A 20,360-nucleotide genomic window follows, 5' to 3' on the forward strand; every position below is an offset into this window, starting at 1 on the left:
ATGAGCCAGGACTGGAATGCCGCGTGGCGACAGCAGGTGCTGCCGACCCTGGCGGATGAAACCTGGGACCTGATCGTCATCGGTGGCGGCATCAGCGGTGCCGGGATCCTGCGCGAAGCGGCCCGCCGTGGCTGGCGCTGCCTGCTGCTGGAACAGCGCGATTTTGCCTGGGGCACCTCCAGCCGCTCTTCGAAGATGGTCCATGGCGGCTTGCGCTACATCGCCAAGGGCCAGTGGCGCCTGACCCGCGACTCGGTGCACGAACGCCAGCGTCTGCTCGACGAAGCGCCGGGGCTGGTGGAGTCTGCAAGTTTCATGATGCCGCACTACCGTGGCGATTTTCCCGGGCCGCGGGTGCTGGGTGGGCTGTTGACGGTGTACGACGCCCTGGCCGGGCGGCGCAGCCATCGCTTTTATGATGCGCAACAACTGCACTACCTGGCGCCGGGTTTGAAGGAGGACCAGCTGCTGGGGGGTACCTGCTTCGTCGATGCACTGACCGATGATGCACGCCTGGTGATGCGTGTGCTGGCTGAGGCGCGGGCGGATGGCGCGCTGGCGCTCAATGGTGCGCGAGTCCGGCAACTGTTGCGCGAAAATGGCCGGGTCTGCGGTGTGCAGGTTGAGAACACTGAGGATGGCGAGCTGTTGCAGCTGCGTTGCCGGGCGCTGGCGGTGGCGACCGGCGCCTGGGCCGAGCGTCTGCGCCCGAGCGACGCGCCCCGGCAATTGCGACCGTTGCGCGGCAGTCATCTGGTGTTGGCCGGCTGGCGTTTACCGGTCGCTCAAGCGATCACTTTTTTGCACGCCCGCGATCGCCGGCCGGTGTTTGTCTTCCCGTGGGAAGGCACCACGGTGGTGGGCACCACGGACCTTGACCATCAGGACGATCTGGACCACAGCGCGAGCATCAGCAGTGAGGAACTCGACTACCTGCTGGCTGCCTGTGCCCAGCAGTTTCCCCAGGCTAACGTGGTTGCTGACGATGTACTGTCGACCTGGTCGGGGGTGCGCCCGGTGGTGGGCAGTGCTCGCGGGGAGCAGCAGGGCAAGCCGTCCAATGAAACCCGTGAGCATGTGCTGTGGCTCGAACCCGGCTGTGTGACCCTGGCCGGCGGCAAGCTGACCACGTTCCGGCCTCAGGCGCTCGAAGTGCTCAAGGCCTGTGCGCCGATGCTCGGGTGCGAAGTCAGCGATGACGGCGCCCCGGTGTTTGCTGCGGTACCGGCGTTGCCGATTGCGGGGCTCAACAGCCGCCAGTGGCGTCGCCTGGCCGGACGTCACGGGCGCGACCTGCCACGCCTGGCGCTATTGCTGGAACAGCTGGGCTGCGCCAGCGTCGGTGCCAGCGACACCTTGTGGGCGGAGCTGGCGTTTGCCTGCGACGCGGAACTGGTCCTGCACCTCGACGACCTGCTGCTGCGCCGCACCCGTATCGGCCTGTTGCTGGAGCGCGGAGCGGAGGATCATCTACCGGCCATCCGCCAGTTATGCCAGCCACGGCTGGGCTGGGACGATCTGCGCTGGCAGACGGAAGAACAGCGTTACCGGGCGTTGTGGCAACGCCACCATGGTTTGCCGGACGCCACGCACTGAATGCCCATTGAAGAGAGCTCCATGGATAACGACAAGAACAAGCGCTACCTGCTGGCAATCGACAATGGCACCCAGAGTGTGCGCGCGTTGCTGTTCGACCTGCAGGGTAATCTGCTGGGCAAGGGCAAGATCGAGTTGCACGCCTACACCTCGGCCCAACCGGGCTGGGCCGAGCAGGATCCGGATTATTACTGGGCCAAACTGGGCGAGGCCTGCCAGCTGTTGTGGCAGCAGACCGGCATCGATCGTACGCAAATCGCTGGGGTATCACTGACCACCCAGCGCGGAACAGTGATCAACGTCGATGCCCAGGGCAAGGCCCTGCGTCCGGCGATTCTGTGGCTCGATCAACGCCAGGCCGAGGTCGAGGGCGGGATCAAGGGACCATGGGGTTGGCTGTTCAAACTGGTCGGCGCGCAGGCCACCGTGGATTATTTCCGTGCCCAGGCCGAGGCCAACTGGATTGCCCAACACCAACCCGAGGTGTGGGCGGCGACCGACAAGTTTCTGCTGCTTTCGGGTTTTCTCACCCATCGCCTGTGCGGGCGATTCGTCGACTCGGTGGGTTGCTGCGTGGGCTACCTGCCGTTCGACTTCAAACGCCTGCGCTGGGCTGCACCTGCCGACTGGAAATGGCAGGCGCTGGCGGTGCGCGCGGAACAATTGCCGACGCTGCTCAAACCCGGCGAAACCCTGGGCCATATCAGCGCCGAGGCGAGCCGGCATACCGGCATTCCCGAAGGCGTGCCGCTGATCGCTGCGGGTGCCGACAAGGCCTGTGAAGTGCTCGGCGCCGGCGTGGTCGATGCGTCCACGGTGTGCCTGTCCTATGGCACCACCGCAACCATCACCACGACGCGTTCGCGTTATCTCGAAGTTGTCCCGTTGATTCCGCCTTATCCGGCGGCGGTACCGGATCAATACAACTGCGAAGTGATGATTTACCGTGGCTACTGGATGGTCAGCTGGTTCAAGAACGAGTTCGGCCTGCGCGAAATGCAGCAGGCCAAGGAGCAGGGGCTGGAGCCAGAGCAACTGTTCGACGCCCTGGTCAATGCGGTGCCGCCCGGCTCCATGGGGCTGATGCTGCAACCTTACTGGTCGCCGGGGATTCGTGAGCCGGACATGGAAGCCAAGGGCGCGATGATCGGCTTTGGTGACGTGCATACCCGCGCACATATCTATCGGGCGATCCTCGAAGGGCTGGCCTACGCCTTGCGCCAGGGCAAAGAGAAGCTGGAAAAGCGCTCGAAACAGTCGATTGAGCGTCTGCGCGTTGCCGGTGGCGGGTCGCAGAGTGATGCCGCGATGCAGCTCACGGCGGATATTTTCGGTCTGCCGGCCGAACGCCCGCATGTCTATGAAGCGTCGGGCCTGGGGGCGGCGATTTGCTGCGCGGTGGGCCTTGGCCTGCATGCCGACTTTCCCTCGGCGATTGCAGCGATGACCCGGGTGGGTACGGTGTTCACGCCACAGCCGGAGGCGCAGCAGGTTTATGAGCGGTTGTACAAGGAGGTCTATCTGCGCATGTACCGCCAGCTCAAACCGCTGTACCAGAGTATCCGGCAGATCACTGGTTACCCAGCCTAGCAGTCCCTCTACCGGTGGGAGCGGGCTTGCCCCGCGATTGCGATTTGCCAGTCACACCGCATCGCGGGGCAAGCCCGCTCCCACTGAGAGTTCGTGGCGCAATTGGAGAATTTATTTGGCGACATCGGACAGTGTCAGGGGCGGGGTCGGTTGTTAGGCTCAGCCCTCAAGCACATCCAATAAGAACTAATAACAATGAAGCTGAAACTTCTGCTGATGCTGCTCTGTGGCATCGCTCCGGCGGCATGGGGCTGGTCCAACCATACGGTTGGCAGCTACCTGGCATTGCAGGATTTGCCGGCGCTGCACGAAGCACCTCTGGTTGAGGTCGAGCCGCTGGAACAGTTTCTCGCTCAGCAATATGGCGCCATCGCCGTGCTGCTGGACGAGCAGGAGCGCTTCGCCCGTCAGCACTTTGCCCAGTATCCGTCGCGTCCCGACAACCTGAAGCTGCCCGCGGTGCCAGGGGACAATTTGCGCCACGCCTTCCTCAGCGCCTTGCGCATCAATCCGCAGATTCACCTGGCCATGGTCATCCAGCCGTTACCGGGGCAAGACCAGCCGCAGCGTGAACACCTCAAGGCCGAGCAGGTGATGGTCGAGCAGACCCTTTCGCCCTGGAACCGCCAGCGTTTCATCCGCCTGACCGAAGGCGAAAAAGTCACGCCGCTGGCGGTGTTGGCCAGCGCCGCCGACGAGCCGGATTACGGTCACGACATCAACCTGTTCAGCGACAACGCTGGTGAAGTGGCGGCGCTCTACGGCTTTGGTCCGCAGCCGTTTGGCGATGAGCGCTTCCAGTACAGCTCGCAGGCACCCTTCCATATGGGCTTCTTCCATGAGAACCCGGTGGTGTATGCCGCGGCCGGGTTTCTTCAGCGCAGTTGGCCGCACTGGCGGGCTTATCAGTACCTAGGGCTGGCGCGGTTGGCCTTCGCCACCGGCCATCCCTACTGGGGCTACCGCTTTCTCGGCTGGGGCATGCACCACGTTCAAGACCTGACCCAGCCCTATCACGCCAAACCACTGCCCGGTGTCGGTCTGCTCAGCATGTTGCTGATGGAAGGCAAGGCCCTGGCCGGTTACGACAGCGACAAGCACGCCGCCATCGAGCGGGTCGCCACCCGGCACATGGAAGTGGAGAAATATCAGGCCGCCTGGCTCTCTCGCCTGCTGCGCAACGGGCAGCGGGTGCATCCGATGCTCCAGGCCTACGCCGACACCGCGCAAGACGCCAGCTATCCGCCGTATTCGGTGGACTACCTGCGCGACGTGGTCAGTGCCCAGTCCGCCGCCGCAGGTGCTGCGTTTGATGAGGCTATCGGCCAGTGGCTGGCCACGGCACCGGTCACCAGCAGTTTCAGCACCGGTAACCAGGTGCAGCGTGAACGTTACGACCACCCGCAGCTCAACCAGCAGTTGTTCCAGCTGCTGGGCAATTTTGGCGCGCACAGCCGCAGCTATGCCCGTGCGGGCCTGGCGCCATCAGAGCGAGTCAGTGTCGCGCCGTAACCGCTGTCAGGACACAAAAACAACAAGATCAGCAAAGGGAGAAGCACACCATGGGGAATCGATTACGCCAGTCTGGCGCAGTGATGTCCGGGGTAGGGTTGGCGGGGCTGTTGCAATTGTACGCGCTCGAGGGCGCGCAGGCCGTCGAGTTCAAGGTGCTGGACAACCAGGTCACCGGCTCGCTCGACACCACCTTGTCCTATGGCCGCTTGTGGCGGGTCCAGGGGCGGGACAAAAGCAACGATGACATCAACACCAACGACGGCAATCGCAACTTCGACACCGGGCTGGCTTCGGAGGTCTACAAGATCACCTCGGAGCTGGAAGCCAACTACCAGAACTACGGGGTGTTCATGCGCGGTACCGCGTTCTACGACACCCAGTTGATGGACAAGCGCAACGACTACTACGACAACAACAACCCGTCGCAACCGAGCCAGAACTTCCCCAACGACGACCGTTTCACCGACCAGACCCGCGACATCGCCGGTCACCACATCGAGATGCTCGACGCCTATGTCTATGGCAGCTGGGACGTGGCGCAGATGCCGCTGACCGCGCGCCTCGGGCGCCAGGTATTCAACTGGGGCGAGGGCATGTTCTATCGCGGCGGGATCAACACCACCAACCCGGTGGATGCGGCGAAGTTTCGTTTGCCGGGCGCTGAGGTGAAGGAAGTATTGATGCCGGTGGAAGCCGTCAGTTTCAACATCGGCCTGACCGACAACCTGACACTGGAGAGTTTCTACCAGACCAACTGGAAGGAAACCCGCATCGACCCGGTCGGCACTTTCTACTCCCAGACCGACCTGTTCGCCGACGGCGGCAACACCGCCTACAACAACTTCAGCGGCACCGCCCTGGACAGCCCGGTGCCCGGTTTTGGCAATGTCATCGGTCTGTACGAGGGGCTGGGCAATGACCCGCTGTTCAGACAGGTCCTGGGCAGCACCGGCCTGTACGCCAACGGCGTGACCCCGGCGTTCGGCAATACGCTGAAAGTGGCGACCATCGGCAAGGACTTCAACGCCCGTAACGACGGGCAGTTCGGTTTCGCTTTCCGTTACATCGCAGAAGAGCTCAACAGCACCGAGTTCGGCCTGTACATGGTCAACTATCACGCCAAGGAGCCGACCATCTCCGCCGACCTGGGTGGCTACCAGGGCATCGACATGAACGCCCTGACCAACCTGCTGTCGGGCCTTGCCGGCAGCCAGGCCGCGGCGCTGGCCGGTGGTCTGGCTACCGCCGACGTGATGGGCAATATCCAGGCGCATCGGCGTTATGCCGAAGACATCCGCATGTACGGCTTCAGCTTCAATACCACCCTGGGGCAGGCGTCGGTATTTGGCGAAGTGGCCTACAGACCCAACCTGCCCATCGGCATCGCCGCCACCAACGACCTGATCGGCGACCTGGCCAATGGCGCTGCGGCCGCCGCTGCCGGTCAGACTGTCAACATCGGCGGGCAAATGGTCCAGCTCGACAGCCAGATCAACAACGCTGAGCGGGTGGAGTCCTTCAATACCTCACTGGGCACTATCTACAACTTCGGCCCGGGGCTGTCGTTCGACTCGATGTTCGGGGTGTTCGAACTGGCCTCCGAGCACTTGCGCGGCAGCAGCCTGCACTACACCGCTTTTGACGGCAGCACTCGCTACTACGCCGGTAGCGGCAACACCTCCTATGTATCCGGCGGTGATCGTGGTGACCAGGTCAACCGCAATTCCTACAGCTACACGGCGATGCTCAACGCGACCTGGAACGACGTCTACGCCGGGATCAACGTTTCACCCTATGTCGTCTACAAGGACGACTTCGAGGGCAACAGCTACCAGGCAGGCAACACCATCGAGGGCCGCAAGGCCTACACCCTGGGGATCAAAGCCAACTACCAAAACAAGCTCGAAGCCGAGTTGCAGTACACCGAGTTCTACGGTGGTGGCCAGAACAACAGCATTCGCGACCGTGACAACGTCGGCTTCAACCTCAAGTACTTCCTGTGAGTGCTCAGACCCCAAGGCCTACGGCCCGGTTTTTAATTCGGAGAACGTCCATGCTTCACACACCACGACTGCTCAAGACCACCCTGGCGCTGGTCCTGAGCCTGGCGGCCGGCGGTACGCTGGCCGCCATTTCGCCTCAACAGGCCGAGCAACTGAAAACCACCCTGACGCCCATGGGCGCCGAGCGCGCGGGCAACGCTGCCGGGACCATCCCGGCCTGGGACGGCGGCATCACCCAGGCGCCGCAGGGCTACAAGCCGGGCCAGCATCACCTGGACCCGTACGCGGCAGACAAGCCGTTGTTCACCATTACCAAGGCCAATCTGGAGCAATACAAGGACCAGTTGAGTGCGGGCCAGATCGCGCTGTTCAACAGCTACCCCGAGACCTTCCAGATGCCGGTGTACCCCAGCCGCCGTTCCGGCTCGGCACCGCAGTGGCTGTACGACAACACCTTCAAGAACGCCACCTCGGCCAAGCTGCTCGAAGGCGGCAACGGTTTCAGCGACGCCTATGGCGGCGTGCCGTTTCCCGTTCCCAAGGATGGCGTCGAGGCAGTGTGGAACCACATCACCCGTTATCGTGGCATCTACGTGGTGCGGCGTGCTTCCGAAGCGCCGGTGCAACGCAACGGCAGCTACGCGCTGGTGACGGCGCAACAGGAAGGGATGTTCAACTACTACCGCCCCGGTGGGCAGTATGCCGATCTGAAAAATATCCTGTTCTATTACCTGGCCTTCGTGAAGAGCCCGGCCCGCCTGGCCGGTGGCGCGACACTCGTTCACGAAACCCTCGACCAGATCAAGGACCCGCGTCAGGCCTGGATCTACGACGCCGGCCAACGCCGTGTACGGCGCGCGCCGAGCCTGGCGTACGACACGCCAATCGCCTCGTCCGACGGTTTGCGCACGGCCGACGACACCGACCTGTTCAACGGCTCGCCGGACCGCTATGACTGGAAGCTGGTGGGCAAGAAAGAGGTCTACATTCCTTACAACAACTACAAGGTCTCAAGCCCCGAGGTGAAGTACGCCGACTTGCTCAAGCCCGGGCATCTCAACCCGCAGTACACCCGTTATGAGCTGCACCGGGTGTGGGTGGTGGAAGGCACGCTCAAGGCAGGCGCGCGGCATATCTATTCCAAGCGCGTGCTGTTTCTTGACGAAGACAGCTGGGGTGCGGCGCTGGTCGACCAGTACGACGGGCGCGGGCAGTTGTGGCGGGTGTCGATGGGCTACCTGAAGAACTTCTACGACCTGCCCACCACCTGGAGTTCGCTGGACGTGTTCCACGATCTGCAGGCGCGTCGTTACTACGTGCAGAACCTGGATAACGAAGAAGCGCAGACCGTGGACTTTGCCCAGCCGGTGCCCGAGGACGCCTACTTCATGCCGTCGGCATTGCGCCAGCGCGGTACGCGCTAAGCGTCCTTGTAGGAGCGGATAAATCCGCTCCTACAGGATGGGAGCGGGCAGTAGCAGGTTTGCACGACCTTGCTGGATAAACTTGCAATCTGTGACGCGCTTGGCGGTGCGCAAAATTTGCCATCAGACAGGTCTGAACATTCTCCTGAACATGCCGACACTCAAGGCAAAGACTTTTTCCTGAGGAGTGTCTGCATGAGTGGCAAGCTAAAGGTAGCCAGTGTGGCCGTGCTGTTCAGCCTTTGTGCCGTGTGCCAGGCTGCAACCCCGATGGCTCAGGGGACGATCAGGTTTACCGGCAGCATCGTTGAGTCATCCTGCCAGACATCATCCCAGCCGGGTGGTTGGCGAATGGACGGCTGCCCCGCACTGGCTCGGGATACTGCCATCGATGTGCGTCGGATAGACCCACAGGCTTCAGTCAGCGCCCTGGACAGCACTTCAGTACAGGTCAAGCTGGTGGCCGAGAATGTCCAGGACCGTTACTACGATCAACAATATGCGCTGGTCGATCACGCAGGTAAACCGGTTACCAGCGGAAACTACCTGATTACGCTTACCTCGCCGTAACCCATCTAAAGCTCGATGTTGCCACCCGTACCCGGGCTTAAAGTCCGGGTATCGGGCCCTTGGGGAAGGTAACAACAAGATCTGTTAATATGCCCGGCTTCAACATCAGATCAGCGCATTTGCTCCTGCATGCTGGTCAAGCCGGGCCCTCGCGCTCGACATCATCCATCACCCAAGCGGTGGTGCCGAAGTGATTACTGAAGCGGTGGGCGTTTCCCATTGTTCCAGGCCATTCATATTGAAAAGGCACGGGTCGTCCTCTGGCGCCGGTTGCTTTACAGACTGAGCAGGGCGCTTTACCGGCCCTGCGCTTTATTTGGGAACAGACAATGACAGCCGTGATCAACGCACTGAATACCTTTTTCTATGGGTATGTCCTGATCTATGGCCTGCTGGCTGCAGGTATCTACTTTACTGTCCGCTTGGGCTTTATCCAGTTTCGCCATTTGCCCGAGTTCTTCCGTTCGGTGCTGCGTGCCCCGGCGAATGATCCCGGTGGCATCACGCCGTTTCAGGCGTTGTGTACCAGCCTGGCCTCGCGGGTCGGTACCGGTAACCTTGCCGGTGTGGCGGTGGCCATTACCCTCGGCGGGCCGGGTGCGGTGTTCTGGATGTGGGTGGTGGCCTCGCTGGGCATGGCCACGGCCTACGCGGAAAGCACCCTGGCGCAGCTGTATAAAGTGCGTAACAGCAACGGTGAGTATCGCGGCGGTCCTGCGTTCTATATCGCCAGGGGTTTGAATGCGCCTTGGGCAGCAGCGATTTTTTCGGTCTGCCTGATTATCGCTTTCGGCCTGGTGTTCGGTGCGGTGCAGGCCAACTCCATTGCCGATGCAACCCTTGGCGCCTTTGGTGTGCCCAAGCTGACCACCGGTGTGGCGCTGGCCGTGCTGGCCGGATTGGTGATTTTCGGCGGCATCAAGAAAATCGCGCGCATTGCCGAATGGGTCGTGCCGTTCATGGCCGGTGCCTACCTGCTGGTGGCGGTCTATGTGATCGTGGTCAATCTGGATGAAGTACCGGGCGTGCTGATGCTGATCGTCAAGAGTGCCTTCGGCATCGAGTCGGCGGTCGGCGGCGTGGCCGGGGCCTTGCTCAATGGCGTCAAACGCGGCCTGTTCTCCAACGAAGCGGGCATGGGTTCGGCGCCGAACATTGCCGCGGTGGCGACCCCCAACCCTCATCATCCTTCCTCGCAAGGCTTTGTCCAGGCCCTGGGCGTGTTCATCGATACGTTGCTGATCTGTACCGCCACCGCCATCATGATCCTGCTGTCCGGCGTGGTGCCTGGCCCTGACATGACCGGCACACCGCTGACCCAGGCGGCGATGAACGAACACATCGGCTGGGCCGGGCAGTACTTCATTGCCATTGCGATCTTCTTCTTTGCCTTCACTTCGATCATCGGCAACTACACCTATGCCGAAAACGCCATGGTGTATCTGAAACTGAACACCCGTCTGGGCCTGACCGTGCTGCGCACAGCAGCGTTGTTGATGGTGGTCTGGGGCGCCTATGAAAGCGTTACCACGGTGTTCGATGCCGCCGATGCGGCGATGGGCCTGATGGCGACCATCAACCTGGTTGCGATCTGCTTGCTGTCCGGCGTGGTGGTCAAGCTGACCCGGGATTACTTCGCGCAGAAGGCAGTGGGCACGCCGGAGTTCAACGCCAAGGATTATCCGGAGCTGGCGGGTAAGATCGATGCAGAGATCTGGGGGAAGGCGGATAGCCCCGAGCAAGCGCCTGATGCGTTGAAGGAACGGTGACAGATCGCGGGGCAAGCCCGCTCCCACAGAGCTCAGCCGGTGGGAGCGGGCTTGCCCCGCGATGCATTCGCTGTTTCCCTGCCATAATGCCCCGACTGTCCAACCATCCGTCAGGGCCTTGTGATGATCGGCTTCACCTTGCGTCAGCTGGAATACTTTGTTGCCGCCGCCGAGCAGGGCAGTGTCAGCGCTGCCGCCCGGGCCAAGCATATCTCCCAGCCATCGGTGTCGTTGGCGTTGTCACAGCTGGAGGCGAGCCTGGGTGAAAAGCTCTTTCACCGTCAGGTCAGCCGCGGCCTGGAGCTGACGCCGGCGGGCCGCAAGCTACTGGAGCAGGCGCGGCAGATGCTCAACCTGGCGACGGTGATCAGTGGCAGAGGCGAAGAGCAGACCACGGTGCGCGGCGCCTTGAGCCTGATCTGTTTCCAGGACCTGGGCCCTTACTACGCACCGCGCTTGTTGAGCGGCTTTCGCCTGCGCCATCCCGAGGTCACCATCACCCTGTTCGAAGCCGACCTGGCCGAGGTCAATCGCCGCCTCAGTGATGGCAAGGCCGAACTGGCGCTGACCTATGATGTCGGGCTGGATTCGCCGATCGAGAAACGCGTGCTGGCGCAATTGGCGCCCTATGCCCTGTTGCCTGCCGATCATCCCTTGGCCCAGCAGGAAAAGGTCTCGCTGGTCGATCTGGCCGCCGAGTGCCTGATCCTCGAAGACATCGCCAGGACCCGGGAATACTTCCTGTCGTTGTTCTGGGCCCATGATCTGCAACCGGCGGCGACGCAATTGACCCAGACCTTCGAGATGCAGCGCGGGCTGGTTGCCCACGGTTACGGGGTGGCATTGTCCTGTACACGGCCGGTAGGCGACTGCAGCTATGATGGCAAACCACTGGCTTGTCGGCCGCTGCTCGAAAGCGTAAGCCCACAGCCAGTGGTGTTGGCCCAGTCCAGTGCCATGCGTCCGTCAGCGGCGGCGCAGGCGTTCCTGGACTGGGCAAGCCAGCAATTCCCCGCCTGACTCAGCTCGCCGGATCGGCCACTGCCACCAGCGGTTTAGCCTTGCGTGCCACGCACAGCCAGTAGCCCAGCGACAGCAGGACCAGCCAGCCGATGCCGACATACAAGGCCATGCGGGTGTCCGGGAACCAGGCAAGTACACCGAAGATGAACAGCATGAACACCGCTGCGCAGGCCGGGCCGACCGGCCAGAGAGGCACCGGGAAGTGCAGCTTGGCCACTTCTTCGGTGCTCATGCCGCGGCGCATGACCATCTGCGACAGCAGGATCATCAGCCATACCCAGACAATCGAGAAGGTCACCACGGCGGCGAGGATCAAGAACAGGTTTTCGGGTGCCAGGTAGTTGAGCAGCACCCCGAACAGCAGCGCCACCGCCATCACCACCACGGTCATCCACGGCACCCCGAAGCGCGACAGACGCGAGAAACTGGCCGGCGCCTGACCGTTCTGGGCCATGCCGTACATCATGCGCCCGGCGCTGAAAATATCGCTGTTGATCGCTGACACCGCCGCCGAGATCACCACAATGTTCAGCAAGGTTGCCGCCGAGCTGATGCCCAGGCCGCTGAATATCTGCACGAAGGGGCTGCCTTCGCTGCCGATCCGCGTCCATGGGTAGATCGACATCAGCACGAACAGGGTGAACACGTAGAACAGCAGGATGCGCAGTGGTACCGAGTTGATCGCCTTGGGGATGACCCGCTGCGGGTCGCGGGCCTCACCGGCGGTAATGCCGATCATCTCGACGCCGCCGAAGGCAAACATCACCACGGTGAACGAGGCGATCATGCCGCCCACGCCATTGGGGAAGAACCCCCCGTGGCTCCACAGGTTGCTGATGCTAGCCAGTTGCTCACCGGAACCACCCAGCTGGATGCCGAACATCAGTACCGCAGCGCCGGCCAGGATCATCGACACAATCGCGGTGACCTTCAGCAGTGACAACCAGAACTCCAGCTCGCCGAACACCTTGACGCTGCACAGGTTCAGGGCGCCGATAAAGAACACGATGCCCAACACCCAGATCCAGCGCGGCGTTTCCGGGAACCAGAAGCTCATGTACACGCCGAAGGCAGTCACGTCCGCCAGGCACACCACCAGCATCGAGAAGGCATAGCTCCAGCCGGTCAAAAAGCCCGGAAAGCGCCCCAGGTACTGGCTCGCATACTGGCCGAACGAACCCGACACCGGGTTGCGCACCGCCATTTCGCCCAGGGCGCGCATCATCATGTAAATGGCCGCGCCGCCAATCAGGTAGGCCAGCAGTACCGAGGGGCCGGCGAGTTTGATCGCCGAGGCGGAGCCATAGAACAGCCCGGTGCCAATGGCAGAACCGAGCGCCATGAAACGAATATGACGGGTGCTCAGACCCCGCCGCAGGACGGTGTTGTTATCGTTCATCCCAGGTAACTCCTCATTGTTCTTATTGTTCAATCGCAAGGCGTTGAAGGAGACAGGCAGGGCTATTAACCGGTCAATTGCCGGGGCTGACAATAAGCACGGTCATACAGAATGCTGATAGTGGTGAATAGGCAAAGTGTCGTTTACCGCTGGCAGTCGGCGGTCCAATACTTTTGCCCATTACAACAAGAGAGGACTGCCCCGATGAATGCCAATACCGAACAGTTCCAGCGTGACGGAGCCATCGTCTTGCGCGGCGTGTTTCGCGACTGGATCGAGCGCTTGCGTGAAGGTTTCGAGCAGAACCTGGCCGATCCCAGCGCCTTTGCCATCGAAAACGTTGGCAGTGGCGAAGGCGGGCGGTTCTTCGAGGACTACTGCAACTGGCAACGCATACCGGCATTCAAGGACTTCGTGCTGAACTCACCGGCTGCGGCGATTGCCGGTGATCTGATGCAATCGCGTGAAGTGCAGGTGTTCCATGAACATATCCTGGTCAAGGAGCCTGGCACTTCCAAGCCGACGCCCTGGCACCAGGACTTGCCTTACTACTGTGTCGACGGTCTGCAGACGGCCAGCTACTGGATTCCACTGGATCCGGTGACTCGCCATAACACGTTGAGCGTGGTCCTGGGGTCGCATCGCTGGCCCAAGCCGGTGCGCCCGAAAAGCTGGGCCAGCAACAAGGATTTCTACGGTGCAACCGATGCCGGCTCCGGTGAAAGTGTGTTCATGGATATGCCCGACGTGGAGAACGGTGAATATGAGATTCTCTCGCCCGAACTGGAGCCGGGTGATGCGGTGGTCTTTGATTTTCGTACCGTGCATGGCGCTGCCGGCAATACCGGCAGCAATCGTCGCCGGGCGTTTTCAACCCGCTTCATGGGCGATGATGTGCGTTATGTCCAGCGGCCGGGCCGTACCTCGCCGCCGTTTCCGGGGATCGACCTGAACACCGGTGACCGGATGCGCGAGGACTGGTTTCCGGTGGTCTGGGCCCGCCGTTGAGGCCAGAGGAAGGGTAATTGAAAGCCCCGCAGTGAACTGCGGGGCTTTTTGCTATTCCGCGGGGGCGTTACGGTTTCACGTGGGCGACGATTTCGTCCTTGATTTTCAGACGTTCCTTGCGCAGTCGGGTGACAGTGTCATCCGCGCTGCTGCTGCTCTCGGCCTCGACCACTTCGGCGTCTTTGCGGTTGTATTCCTCGTGCAACTGGCTCAGCCGCGGGTCGGTTTTTTTCTTCTCGATGAATTGCTCTTTGGTCAGACCGAGATCTGCGAGTAGATCGTGCTTTACCGGCATTTCTTCACCTCTCCGGGGGTTTGGGGTGGAAGTCATGAACTATGAGGATAGTCGGATTTGTCGGGTTCCGTGGTTGAGGTAGTCTGTTGCAACATTTCTGAGCTCAGGGCCCCTGCAATGCCTCATCTCCACGTTGAATACAGCGAAAGCCTGCGTGAACTGGACGTCGACCGTCTGCTGCTGCGTCTGAACCATGCGCTGGTTTGCAGCGGCCAGTTCGCCGATGAACTGGACATCAAGAGCCGTGCCGTGGCCCTGGCCAGTTTCCGCGTGGGCACTGCCCTGCAGGAGCGCGCTTTCGCCCATATCAAACTGGCGATTCTCAGCGGCCGTTCGCCAGAGGTGAAACGGCAATTGTCGGCAAGCCTGCTGGAGGTGCTCAAAGAAGAAATTCCGGGCACGCCAGGCGTGGACATCCAGCTGTGCGTCGAGGTGCTCGATATTGATCGCGACTCTTATTCCAAAACGCATTTGCCGGCTTAATGGTCTTGCATAATTAATGTGAAAAAATGAATGGGTTATTGTGAAAAAAATGTAATGTTAAAATTGACGCCATCGCACTAAACGTTGGCGTCTTTTTCACAAAAAATTGATCCTGTTGTAATTAACGTTCGCTTGGTCCCAAGGCCGTGCCGCAACGGCACGCTTACCGATCAATAGCCAAGCGAGCATCATGTTCAAGATCAAACCCCTGCGGGCCGAATGGGTCACCCTGATTGCCAGCCTGTACCTGCTGGTCGCCTTCAACTCGGTACTCTGGCAGCATTTGTCGAGTGTCGTAGAGCCTGGCGTTTCGGGTGTTTTCCTGCGACTGGCGTTTGCCGTGCTGATCTTCTGCGCGTTCAACCTGGTGCTGACCTTTGTTGCTTTTCGCGGGGTATTGAAACCGATACTGGTTGTACTGTTTGTGATGGGCGCCGGCGCGGCTTACTTCATGAATCAATATGGTGTATTGATTGATGTTGGCATGTTGCGTAATACCGCTGAAACCAATGCCACGGAAGTGCGTGACTTACTCTCTGTGAAACTTGGGCTTTATATCGTACTGCTGGGTATTGTGCCTTCGCTGCTGCTGTATAAAACCCCGATCAACTATCGGGTCTGGTATCGCGAACTGTTTGGCAAGTTGCTCGCCAGTGTTGCATGTGTGGCCTTGCTCGGCGTGGTGGCGTTGCTCAATTACCAGGGGCTGGCTTCGCTGTTTCGCAACCATCATGAGATTCGCCTGATGTTGGTGCCCAGTAATGTGGTGGGTGCCTCTTTCGGTTATGTCGGTGAACGGCTCGGTACGGCGGCCAAGCCTTTTGCCAAGATCGGTGAAGACGCCCAGCGCGATCCGGCCTGGCAATATCATGCCCGCAGGTCACTGACGGTGCTGGTGGTGGGGGAGAGCGCGCGGGCAGAGAATTTCGGGCTGTTGGGCTACGGTCGTGACACCACACCGCAACTGAGCAAGGAAGCTGGGCTTATCGCTTTCAGTGATGTGCATTCCTGTGGAACCGAGACGGCGGTATCGGTGCCTTGCATGTTCTCCGGCCTGACCCGCAAGGATTACCAGGCCAGCAAAGCAAAGAACCAGGAAGGCTTGCTGGATGTCCTTCAGCGCGCCGGTTTGAGTGTTCGCTGGCGCGACAATCAGTCCGGCTGCAAGGGCACCTGCGACCGGGTCCAGTTTGAAGATGTCAGCAATGCCAAGGATCCGGCGCTGTGCACCAACAGCGAATGCCATGACGAGATCCTGCTGCAAGGCCTGGCGTCGATGATCGACAACCTGCAGCAAGATACCGTGCTGGTCCTGCATCAGATGGGCAGCCATGGCCCGGAATACTTCAAGCGCTATCCTATGCAGTTCGAGCGTTTCACCCCGGTATGCCCCAGCAACGCGTTGAACCAGTGCAGCGAGCAAAGCATCATCAATGCCTATGACAACACCCTGGTTTATACCGATCATGTGCTGTCGTCGCTGATCGACATCCTGCGCAGCAAGCAGGACAAGGTCGACACGGCCATGCTCTACCTCTCCGACCATGGCGAATCGCTGGGCGAGTACAACCTGTTTCTGCACGGTACGCCTTACATGCTGGCGCCGGAGCAACAGAAACACGTGCCGATGCTGGCCTGGTTCTCCGACAGCTATCGCCAGGATTTCGCCGTCGATACCGACTGTCTGAACAAGCTACGCAACGAGCCGCTGAGTCAGGACAACCTGTTCCACTCCATGCTCGGCCTGTTGCAGGTGCGCACCAGCGTCTACGATCAACAACTGGACATGTTCGCCGGTTGCCAGCCGACTCTTGCACAACATTGAACCAACGCACAGGCCAGCCAGGGATAGCGGTCGAGCGGTTTCCCGGCAGTGGCCTGCGGCGTATATACTGCGCGCCATTGTTTGTGGGAGAGCCTTGTGGCCATCGAAATACACTGGATTTGCGACGACAGCAGTCTGGCTGAACACTGCCAGCAGTGGCGCCAGCTGCCCTTCGTGGCCGTCGACACCGAGTTCATGCGGGTTGATACCTTTTATCCGATTGCCGGGTTGATCCAGGTTGGCGACGGCGCGCGTGCTTATCTGATCGACCCGTTGCGGATCGGCAACTGGCAGCCGCTGGCCGAACTGCTGGAAGACACCCGGGTGATCAAGGTTCTGCACGCCTGCAGCGAAGACCTTGAAGTGCTGTCGCGTCTGACTGGCAGCCTGCCGACGCCGCTGTTCGACACCCAGTTGGCCGCCGGCTACCTGAACCTGGGTTTCTCCATGGGCTATTCGCGTCTGGTCCAGGAAGTCCTCGGCATCGAGCTGCCCAAGGGCGAGACCCGTTCCGACTGGCTGCAACGCCCGCTGTCGGAAACCCAGGTCAGTTACGCCGCCGAAGACGCGGTGCATCTGGCCGAGCTCTACGAGCGTCTGCGCCCGCAACTGTCCGACGAAAAAAATGCCTGGGTGCTGGAAGATGGTGCCGAGCTGGTCGCCCAGTTGCGCCGCGAAACCGACCCCAACGAGCTGTACCGCGACGCCAAGCTGGCCTGGAAACTGTCCCGTGCGCAATTGGCGGTGCTGCGTGAACTGTGCGCCTGGCGCGAGCGTGAAGCCCGCGCCCGCGACCTGCCGCGCAACCGTATCCTGCGCGAAAATGCCCTGTGGCCGATGGCCAAGACCCAGCCGGACTCGCTGTCGGCGCTGGCGAAGATCGAGGACATGCACCCGCGCACCATTCGTCAGGACGGTGAGTTCCTGCTCGACCTGATCAAGCGGGCGGCCAGCGTGCCGCCATCGGAGTGGCCACCGGCTGTCCCCGAGCCGCTGCCGATCGAAGCCTCGGCGTTGCTCAAGCAACTGCGCGCCATTGGCCAGGCCGAGGCCGAGCGCCTGAACATCGCCCCGGAGCTGATGTTGCGCAAGAAAATCCTCGAGTTGCTGCTCAAGAGCGGCTACCCCGCCGGACCTTATCAACTTCCCGATGCGTTGCGCGGCTGGCGCCGTGAGCGCATGGGGCAAGCGCTGCTCGATTGCCTGGCCAGCGCTGGAGAACCGCAATGAAACGCATCTGCTCGATCTACAAGAGCCCACGCAAGAACGAAATGTACCTGTACGTGCTCAAGGCCGATGGTCTGGAGCGCGTGCCAGAGGCCCTGCTGCCGTTTTTCGGCAAGCCGGTGCATGCCTTTGACCTGGTCCTGACCCCGGAGCGCCAGCTGGCCCGCGAAGATATCGCCAAGGTCCTGGAAAACCTCGAGCAGCAGGGTTACCACCTGCAGATGCCACCGGTCGAGGACGAGTACATCGAGCACTTGCCCGAAGAACTGTTGCGTCGTAACGACCCGGTCTGATCCCGGCCTGCCTGCTGTGATACCGCCAGGGCCCAAGGCCTGGCGGCTTCCGTTGTTTCTGCCAAGGTTGTAAAAAAACATGCGTGTTTTGATCGCTGAACAGGATCATGCCCTCTACGCCCGCCTGCTGCGCGAGGCCGCTCCGGACCTTGAAGTCCTGACCAGTGGCGATTCTGCCGAACTGGCCGATCAGGCTGCTCAATGCCCGGTGTGGCTGGGGCAACCGGACCTGCTGGCGACCCTGCTACGCCAGGGCCACCAGCCGCAATGGCTGCAGTCGACCTGGGCCGGGATCACCCCGCTGCTGGCCGACGGTTTGCAGCGCGACTATCGCCTGACCCGGGCGGTCGGCATCTTCGGCCAGGTCATGGCCGAGTACGTCCTGACCTACATGCTCGGTCACGAGCGGGAAGTGATGGCGCGTCTGGTCAGCCAGGTCGAACGCAAGTGGGACGACCGGCCCGGACGCAGCCTGGAAGGGCGCCGGGTGCTGATTGTCGGTACCGGTGACATTGGCCAGCGGGTTGCCGAGTTTCTCCTGCCCTTCGGCGTCAAACTCTACGGCATCGCCAGCCAGGCCCGTGAGCAGGCGCCTTTTATCGAAGTGGCGGCGATGAGCGAGCTGGGGCGTCTGGTAGGGGAGGTCGATTATGTCGTCAACCTGTTGCCGGACACCCCGGCAACCCATGACCTGTACGATGCCGCACTGTTTGCCCGCTTCAACCCCGAGGCGTTGTTCATCAACGCCGGGCGCGGCGTAGCGGTGGTTGACGGCGATCTGGTCGAGGCTTTGAAGCTGGGCCATCTGGCCGGGGCAGTGATTGATGTCTGCCGCCAGGAACCGCTGCCGGCCCGACACCCGTTCTGGACCGCCTGGGGCCTGTTGCTGACCGGGCACAGCTCGGCACCGACCTCGCCAACGGCGATGGTGCGCTTGTTTGTCGAGAATCTGCGGGCGTATCAGGTGGATGAGGAACTGCGCGGGGAAGTGGATTTCCAGCGCGGGTATTGATCGGGTCTGCAGTCATTGTGGGAGCCGGCTTTGCCGGCGATGGGATCGGCGCGGTTTCATTTACTGCGCAGCGCCGGCATCGCTGGCAAGGCCAGCTCCCACAAATACCGATCAATCTTACAAGGTGAAATCACCTTCAGCCGCCAGCTCGCTCAGCGGACGACGCGGGCTAGGAACTTCACGGGCTTGCAGGGCTTCAGCCAGGCTGGCCTTGTCGCCCAGTTTGCCGATCGCCACCGCGGCGTGCAGGGCATAGCCTTCAGGAATCTTCAGCTCCTTGCGGGTCAGTTCCTGGTCGAAACCGGCCATGCCATGGGTGTGCCAGCCGCTGAGGCTGGCCTGCAGGGCCAGATGACCCCAGGCGGAACCGGTGTCGAAGGTGTGCCACAAGGCCGGGGTTTCTTCGCTGGCGCCTGGCGCTGCGAAGGTGGTCTTGGACATCACGATCACCAGCGCCGAGGCGTGTTGTGCCCAGCTGCGGTTGAACTCATTGAGCAGGCCCAGGTAGCGCTCCCAGTTCGGCGTGTCGCGGCGCGCATAGAGGAACCGCCATGGTTGCGAGTTGTAGGCCGAAGGGGCCCAGCGGGCGGCTTCGAGGAAACTCAGCAGGGTGGCTTCGCTGATCGGTTCGGCGGTGAAGGCGCGTGGCGACCAGCGCTTGATGAACTGATCGTCGATGGCATGTTCGGCAACGCGAGGATTAGCACTCATGGCGAGTTCCTGAACGAATGGAAAAGGTGGGGAGCAACCGCCGCTCAAACTACTGTGTCGTACCAGCCCTGACAAGCGGTCTGGCAATGGCGCAAGACTCGCCCTAGACTGGCGCCGCCGCATTGCGGCGCCTCTTTTGAAACAGGACACCCGTTACATGATTGCCAGCGCCGATTCCTTCTGGAAGCGTAAAACCCTCGAACAGCTCGACCGCCAGGAATGGGAGTCGCTGTGTGACGGCTGTGGCCTGTGCTGCCTGCAAAAACTCGAAGACGAAGACGACAACAGCGTTTATTACACGCGTATCGCCTGCAAACTGCTGGATCTCAATAGCTGCCAGTGCAGCGACTACCCGAACCGCCTCAAGCTGGTGCCCGACTGCATCCAGCTGACGCCGGGCAAGGCCGACCAGTTCAAATGGCTGCCGACCACCTGCGGCTATCGTCTGATCAGCGAAGGCAAGGACCTGCCGAGCTGGCACCATCTGGTCTGTGGTGATCGTCAGCAGGTGCATGAACAGCGTATTTCCCAGTCCGGCCGTATGCTGAGCGAGAACAGCGTGGACGAGGATGACTGGGAAGATTATCTGATTTTCCGCTCTGGCTGAGCCGCTGAGG

The 20,360-nt window shown here is 61.3% G+C and carries 18 protein-coding genes; 15 read left to right on the forward strand and 3 right to left on the reverse strand.

Annotated features, from left to right (window positions below):
- From AC07OF_RS05225 to AC07OF_RS05260, 8 genes are all read left to right on the forward strand, one after another.
- Nucleotides 1–1,596: a glycerol-3-phosphate dehydrogenase/oxidase gene (locus AC07OF_RS05225; RefSeq protein WP_495072630.1), complete on the forward strand. Its 1,596-nt coding sequence runs from the start codon at nt 1–3 to the stop codon at nt 1,594–1,596.
- 21 nt (nt 1,597–1,617) lie between these two features.
- The gene (locus AC07OF_RS05230; RefSeq protein ID WP_495072631.1) at nt 1,618–3,186 is read left to right on the forward strand and encodes an FGGY-family carbohydrate kinase; all 1,569 of its coding nucleotides are present in this window, start codon (nt 1,618–1,620) and stop codon (nt 3,184–3,186) included.
- Between the two features lie 195 nt (nt 3,187–3,381).
- Nucleotides 3,382–4,698 carry a phospholipase gene (locus AC07OF_RS05235; RefSeq protein ID WP_495072632.1) on the forward strand — a complete coding sequence of 439 codons (1,317 nt, stop codon included), beginning with the start codon at nt 3,382–3,384 and terminating at the stop codon, nt 4,696–4,698.
- A gap of 50 nt (nt 4,699–4,748) precedes the next feature.
- On the forward strand, nt 4,749–6,704 hold the full coding sequence (locus tag AC07OF_RS05240) for a DUF1302 domain-containing protein (RefSeq protein WP_495072633.1): 1,956 nt from the start codon (nt 4,749–4,751) through the stop codon (nt 6,702–6,704).
- Nucleotides 6,705–6,754: 50 nt separating this feature from the next.
- Entirely contained in the window at nt 6,755–8,128 is a 1,374-nt protein-coding gene (locus AC07OF_RS05245) for a DUF1329 domain-containing protein (RefSeq protein ID WP_495072634.1), read from the forward strand.
- A 195-nt stretch (nt 8,129–8,323) separates the two neighbouring features.
- Complete coding sequence (locus AC07OF_RS05250; protein WP_495072635.1) at nt 8,324–8,698, forward strand: type 1 fimbrial protein; 375 nt, start codon at nt 8,324–8,326, stop codon at nt 8,696–8,698.
- A gap of 329 nt (nt 8,699–9,027) precedes the next feature.
- Complete coding sequence (locus AC07OF_RS05255) at nt 9,028–10,467, forward strand: alanine/glycine:cation symporter family protein (RefSeq protein ID WP_495072636.1); 1,440 nt, start codon at nt 9,028–9,030, stop codon at nt 10,465–10,467.
- A 123-nt stretch (nt 10,468–10,590) separates the two neighbouring features.
- Nucleotides 10,591–11,487: a LysR substrate-binding domain-containing protein gene (locus tag AC07OF_RS05260; protein ID WP_495072637.1), complete on the forward strand. Its 897-nt coding sequence runs from the start codon at nt 10,591–10,593 to the stop codon at nt 11,485–11,487.
- 1 nt (nt 11,488) lies between these two features.
- Here AC07OF_RS05260 and AC07OF_RS05265 read toward each other — a convergent pair whose 3' ends face one another.
- Entirely contained in the window at nt 11,489–12,889 is a 1,401-nt protein-coding gene (locus AC07OF_RS05265) for an amino acid permease (RefSeq protein ID WP_495072638.1), read from the reverse strand.
- A 204-nt stretch (nt 12,890–13,093) separates the two neighbouring features.
- Here AC07OF_RS05265 and AC07OF_RS05270 point away from each other — a divergent pair, with 204 nt between their 5' ends.
- Nucleotides 13,094–13,897 carry a phytanoyl-CoA dioxygenase family protein gene (locus tag AC07OF_RS05270; protein ID WP_342622988.1) on the forward strand — a complete coding sequence of 268 codons (804 nt, stop codon included), beginning with the start codon at nt 13,094–13,096 and terminating at the stop codon, nt 13,895–13,897.
- A 67-nt stretch (nt 13,898–13,964) separates the two neighbouring features.
- Here AC07OF_RS05270 and AC07OF_RS05275 read toward each other — a convergent pair whose 3' ends face one another.
- Nucleotides 13,965–14,192 carry an HP1242/YdcH family protein gene (locus AC07OF_RS05275; protein ID WP_157193641.1) on the reverse strand — a complete coding sequence of 76 codons (228 nt, stop codon included), beginning with the start codon at nt 14,190–14,192 and terminating at the stop codon, nt 13,965–13,967.
- A 117-nt stretch (nt 14,193–14,309) separates the two neighbouring features.
- Between AC07OF_RS05275 and AC07OF_RS05280 the strand changes: the two genes are divergently transcribed.
- From AC07OF_RS05280 to AC07OF_RS05300, 5 genes are all read left to right on the forward strand, one after another.
- Entirely contained in the window at nt 14,310–14,675 is a 366-nt protein-coding gene (locus AC07OF_RS05280) for a 5-carboxymethyl-2-hydroxymuconate Delta-isomerase (protein ID WP_495072639.1), read from the forward strand.
- Between the two features lie 190 nt (nt 14,676–14,865).
- Nucleotides 14,866–16,500, forward strand: a complete 1,635-nt coding sequence (locus AC07OF_RS05285; RefSeq protein WP_157193639.1) for a phosphoethanolamine transferase — start codon at nt 14,866–14,868, stop codon at nt 16,498–16,500.
- Nucleotides 16,501–16,596: 96 nt separating this feature from the next.
- On the forward strand, nt 16,597–17,730 hold the full coding sequence (gene rnd, locus AC07OF_RS05290; protein ID WP_157193638.1) for a ribonuclease D: 1,134 nt from the start codon (nt 16,597–16,599) through the stop codon (nt 17,728–17,730).
- On the forward strand, nt 17,727–18,020 hold the full coding sequence (locus tag AC07OF_RS05295) for a YcgL domain-containing protein (protein ID WP_045187650.1): 294 nt from the start codon (nt 17,727–17,729) through the stop codon (nt 18,018–18,020). Before rnd ends, AC07OF_RS05295 begins: the two co-directional genes overlap by 4 nt.
- Nucleotides 18,021–18,099: 79 nt before the next feature.
- Complete coding sequence (locus tag AC07OF_RS05300; RefSeq protein WP_157193637.1) at nt 18,100–19,032, forward strand: D-2-hydroxyacid dehydrogenase; 933 nt, start codon at nt 18,100–18,102, stop codon at nt 19,030–19,032.
- 117 nt (nt 19,033–19,149) lie between these two features.
- On the opposite strand, the gene AC07OF_RS05305 is transcribed toward AC07OF_RS05300, so the two are convergent.
- Nucleotides 19,150–19,743, reverse strand: coding sequence for a nitroreductase family protein (locus AC07OF_RS05305; RefSeq protein WP_038613740.1), 594 nt, complete (start codon nt 19,741–19,743; stop codon nt 19,150–19,152).
- A 157-nt stretch (nt 19,744–19,900) separates the two neighbouring features.
- Here AC07OF_RS05305 and AC07OF_RS05310 point away from each other — a divergent pair, with 157 nt between their 5' ends.
- Nucleotides 19,901–20,350 (forward strand): YcgN family cysteine cluster protein, encoded by a 450-nt coding sequence (locus AC07OF_RS05310; RefSeq protein ID WP_157193636.1) that lies wholly within the window; start codon nt 19,901–19,903, stop codon nt 20,348–20,350.
- Nucleotides 20,351–20,360 lie beyond the last annotated feature (10 nt).

It is taken from the genome of Pseudomonas sp. GW821-FHT10B02 (assembly GCF_059415665.1).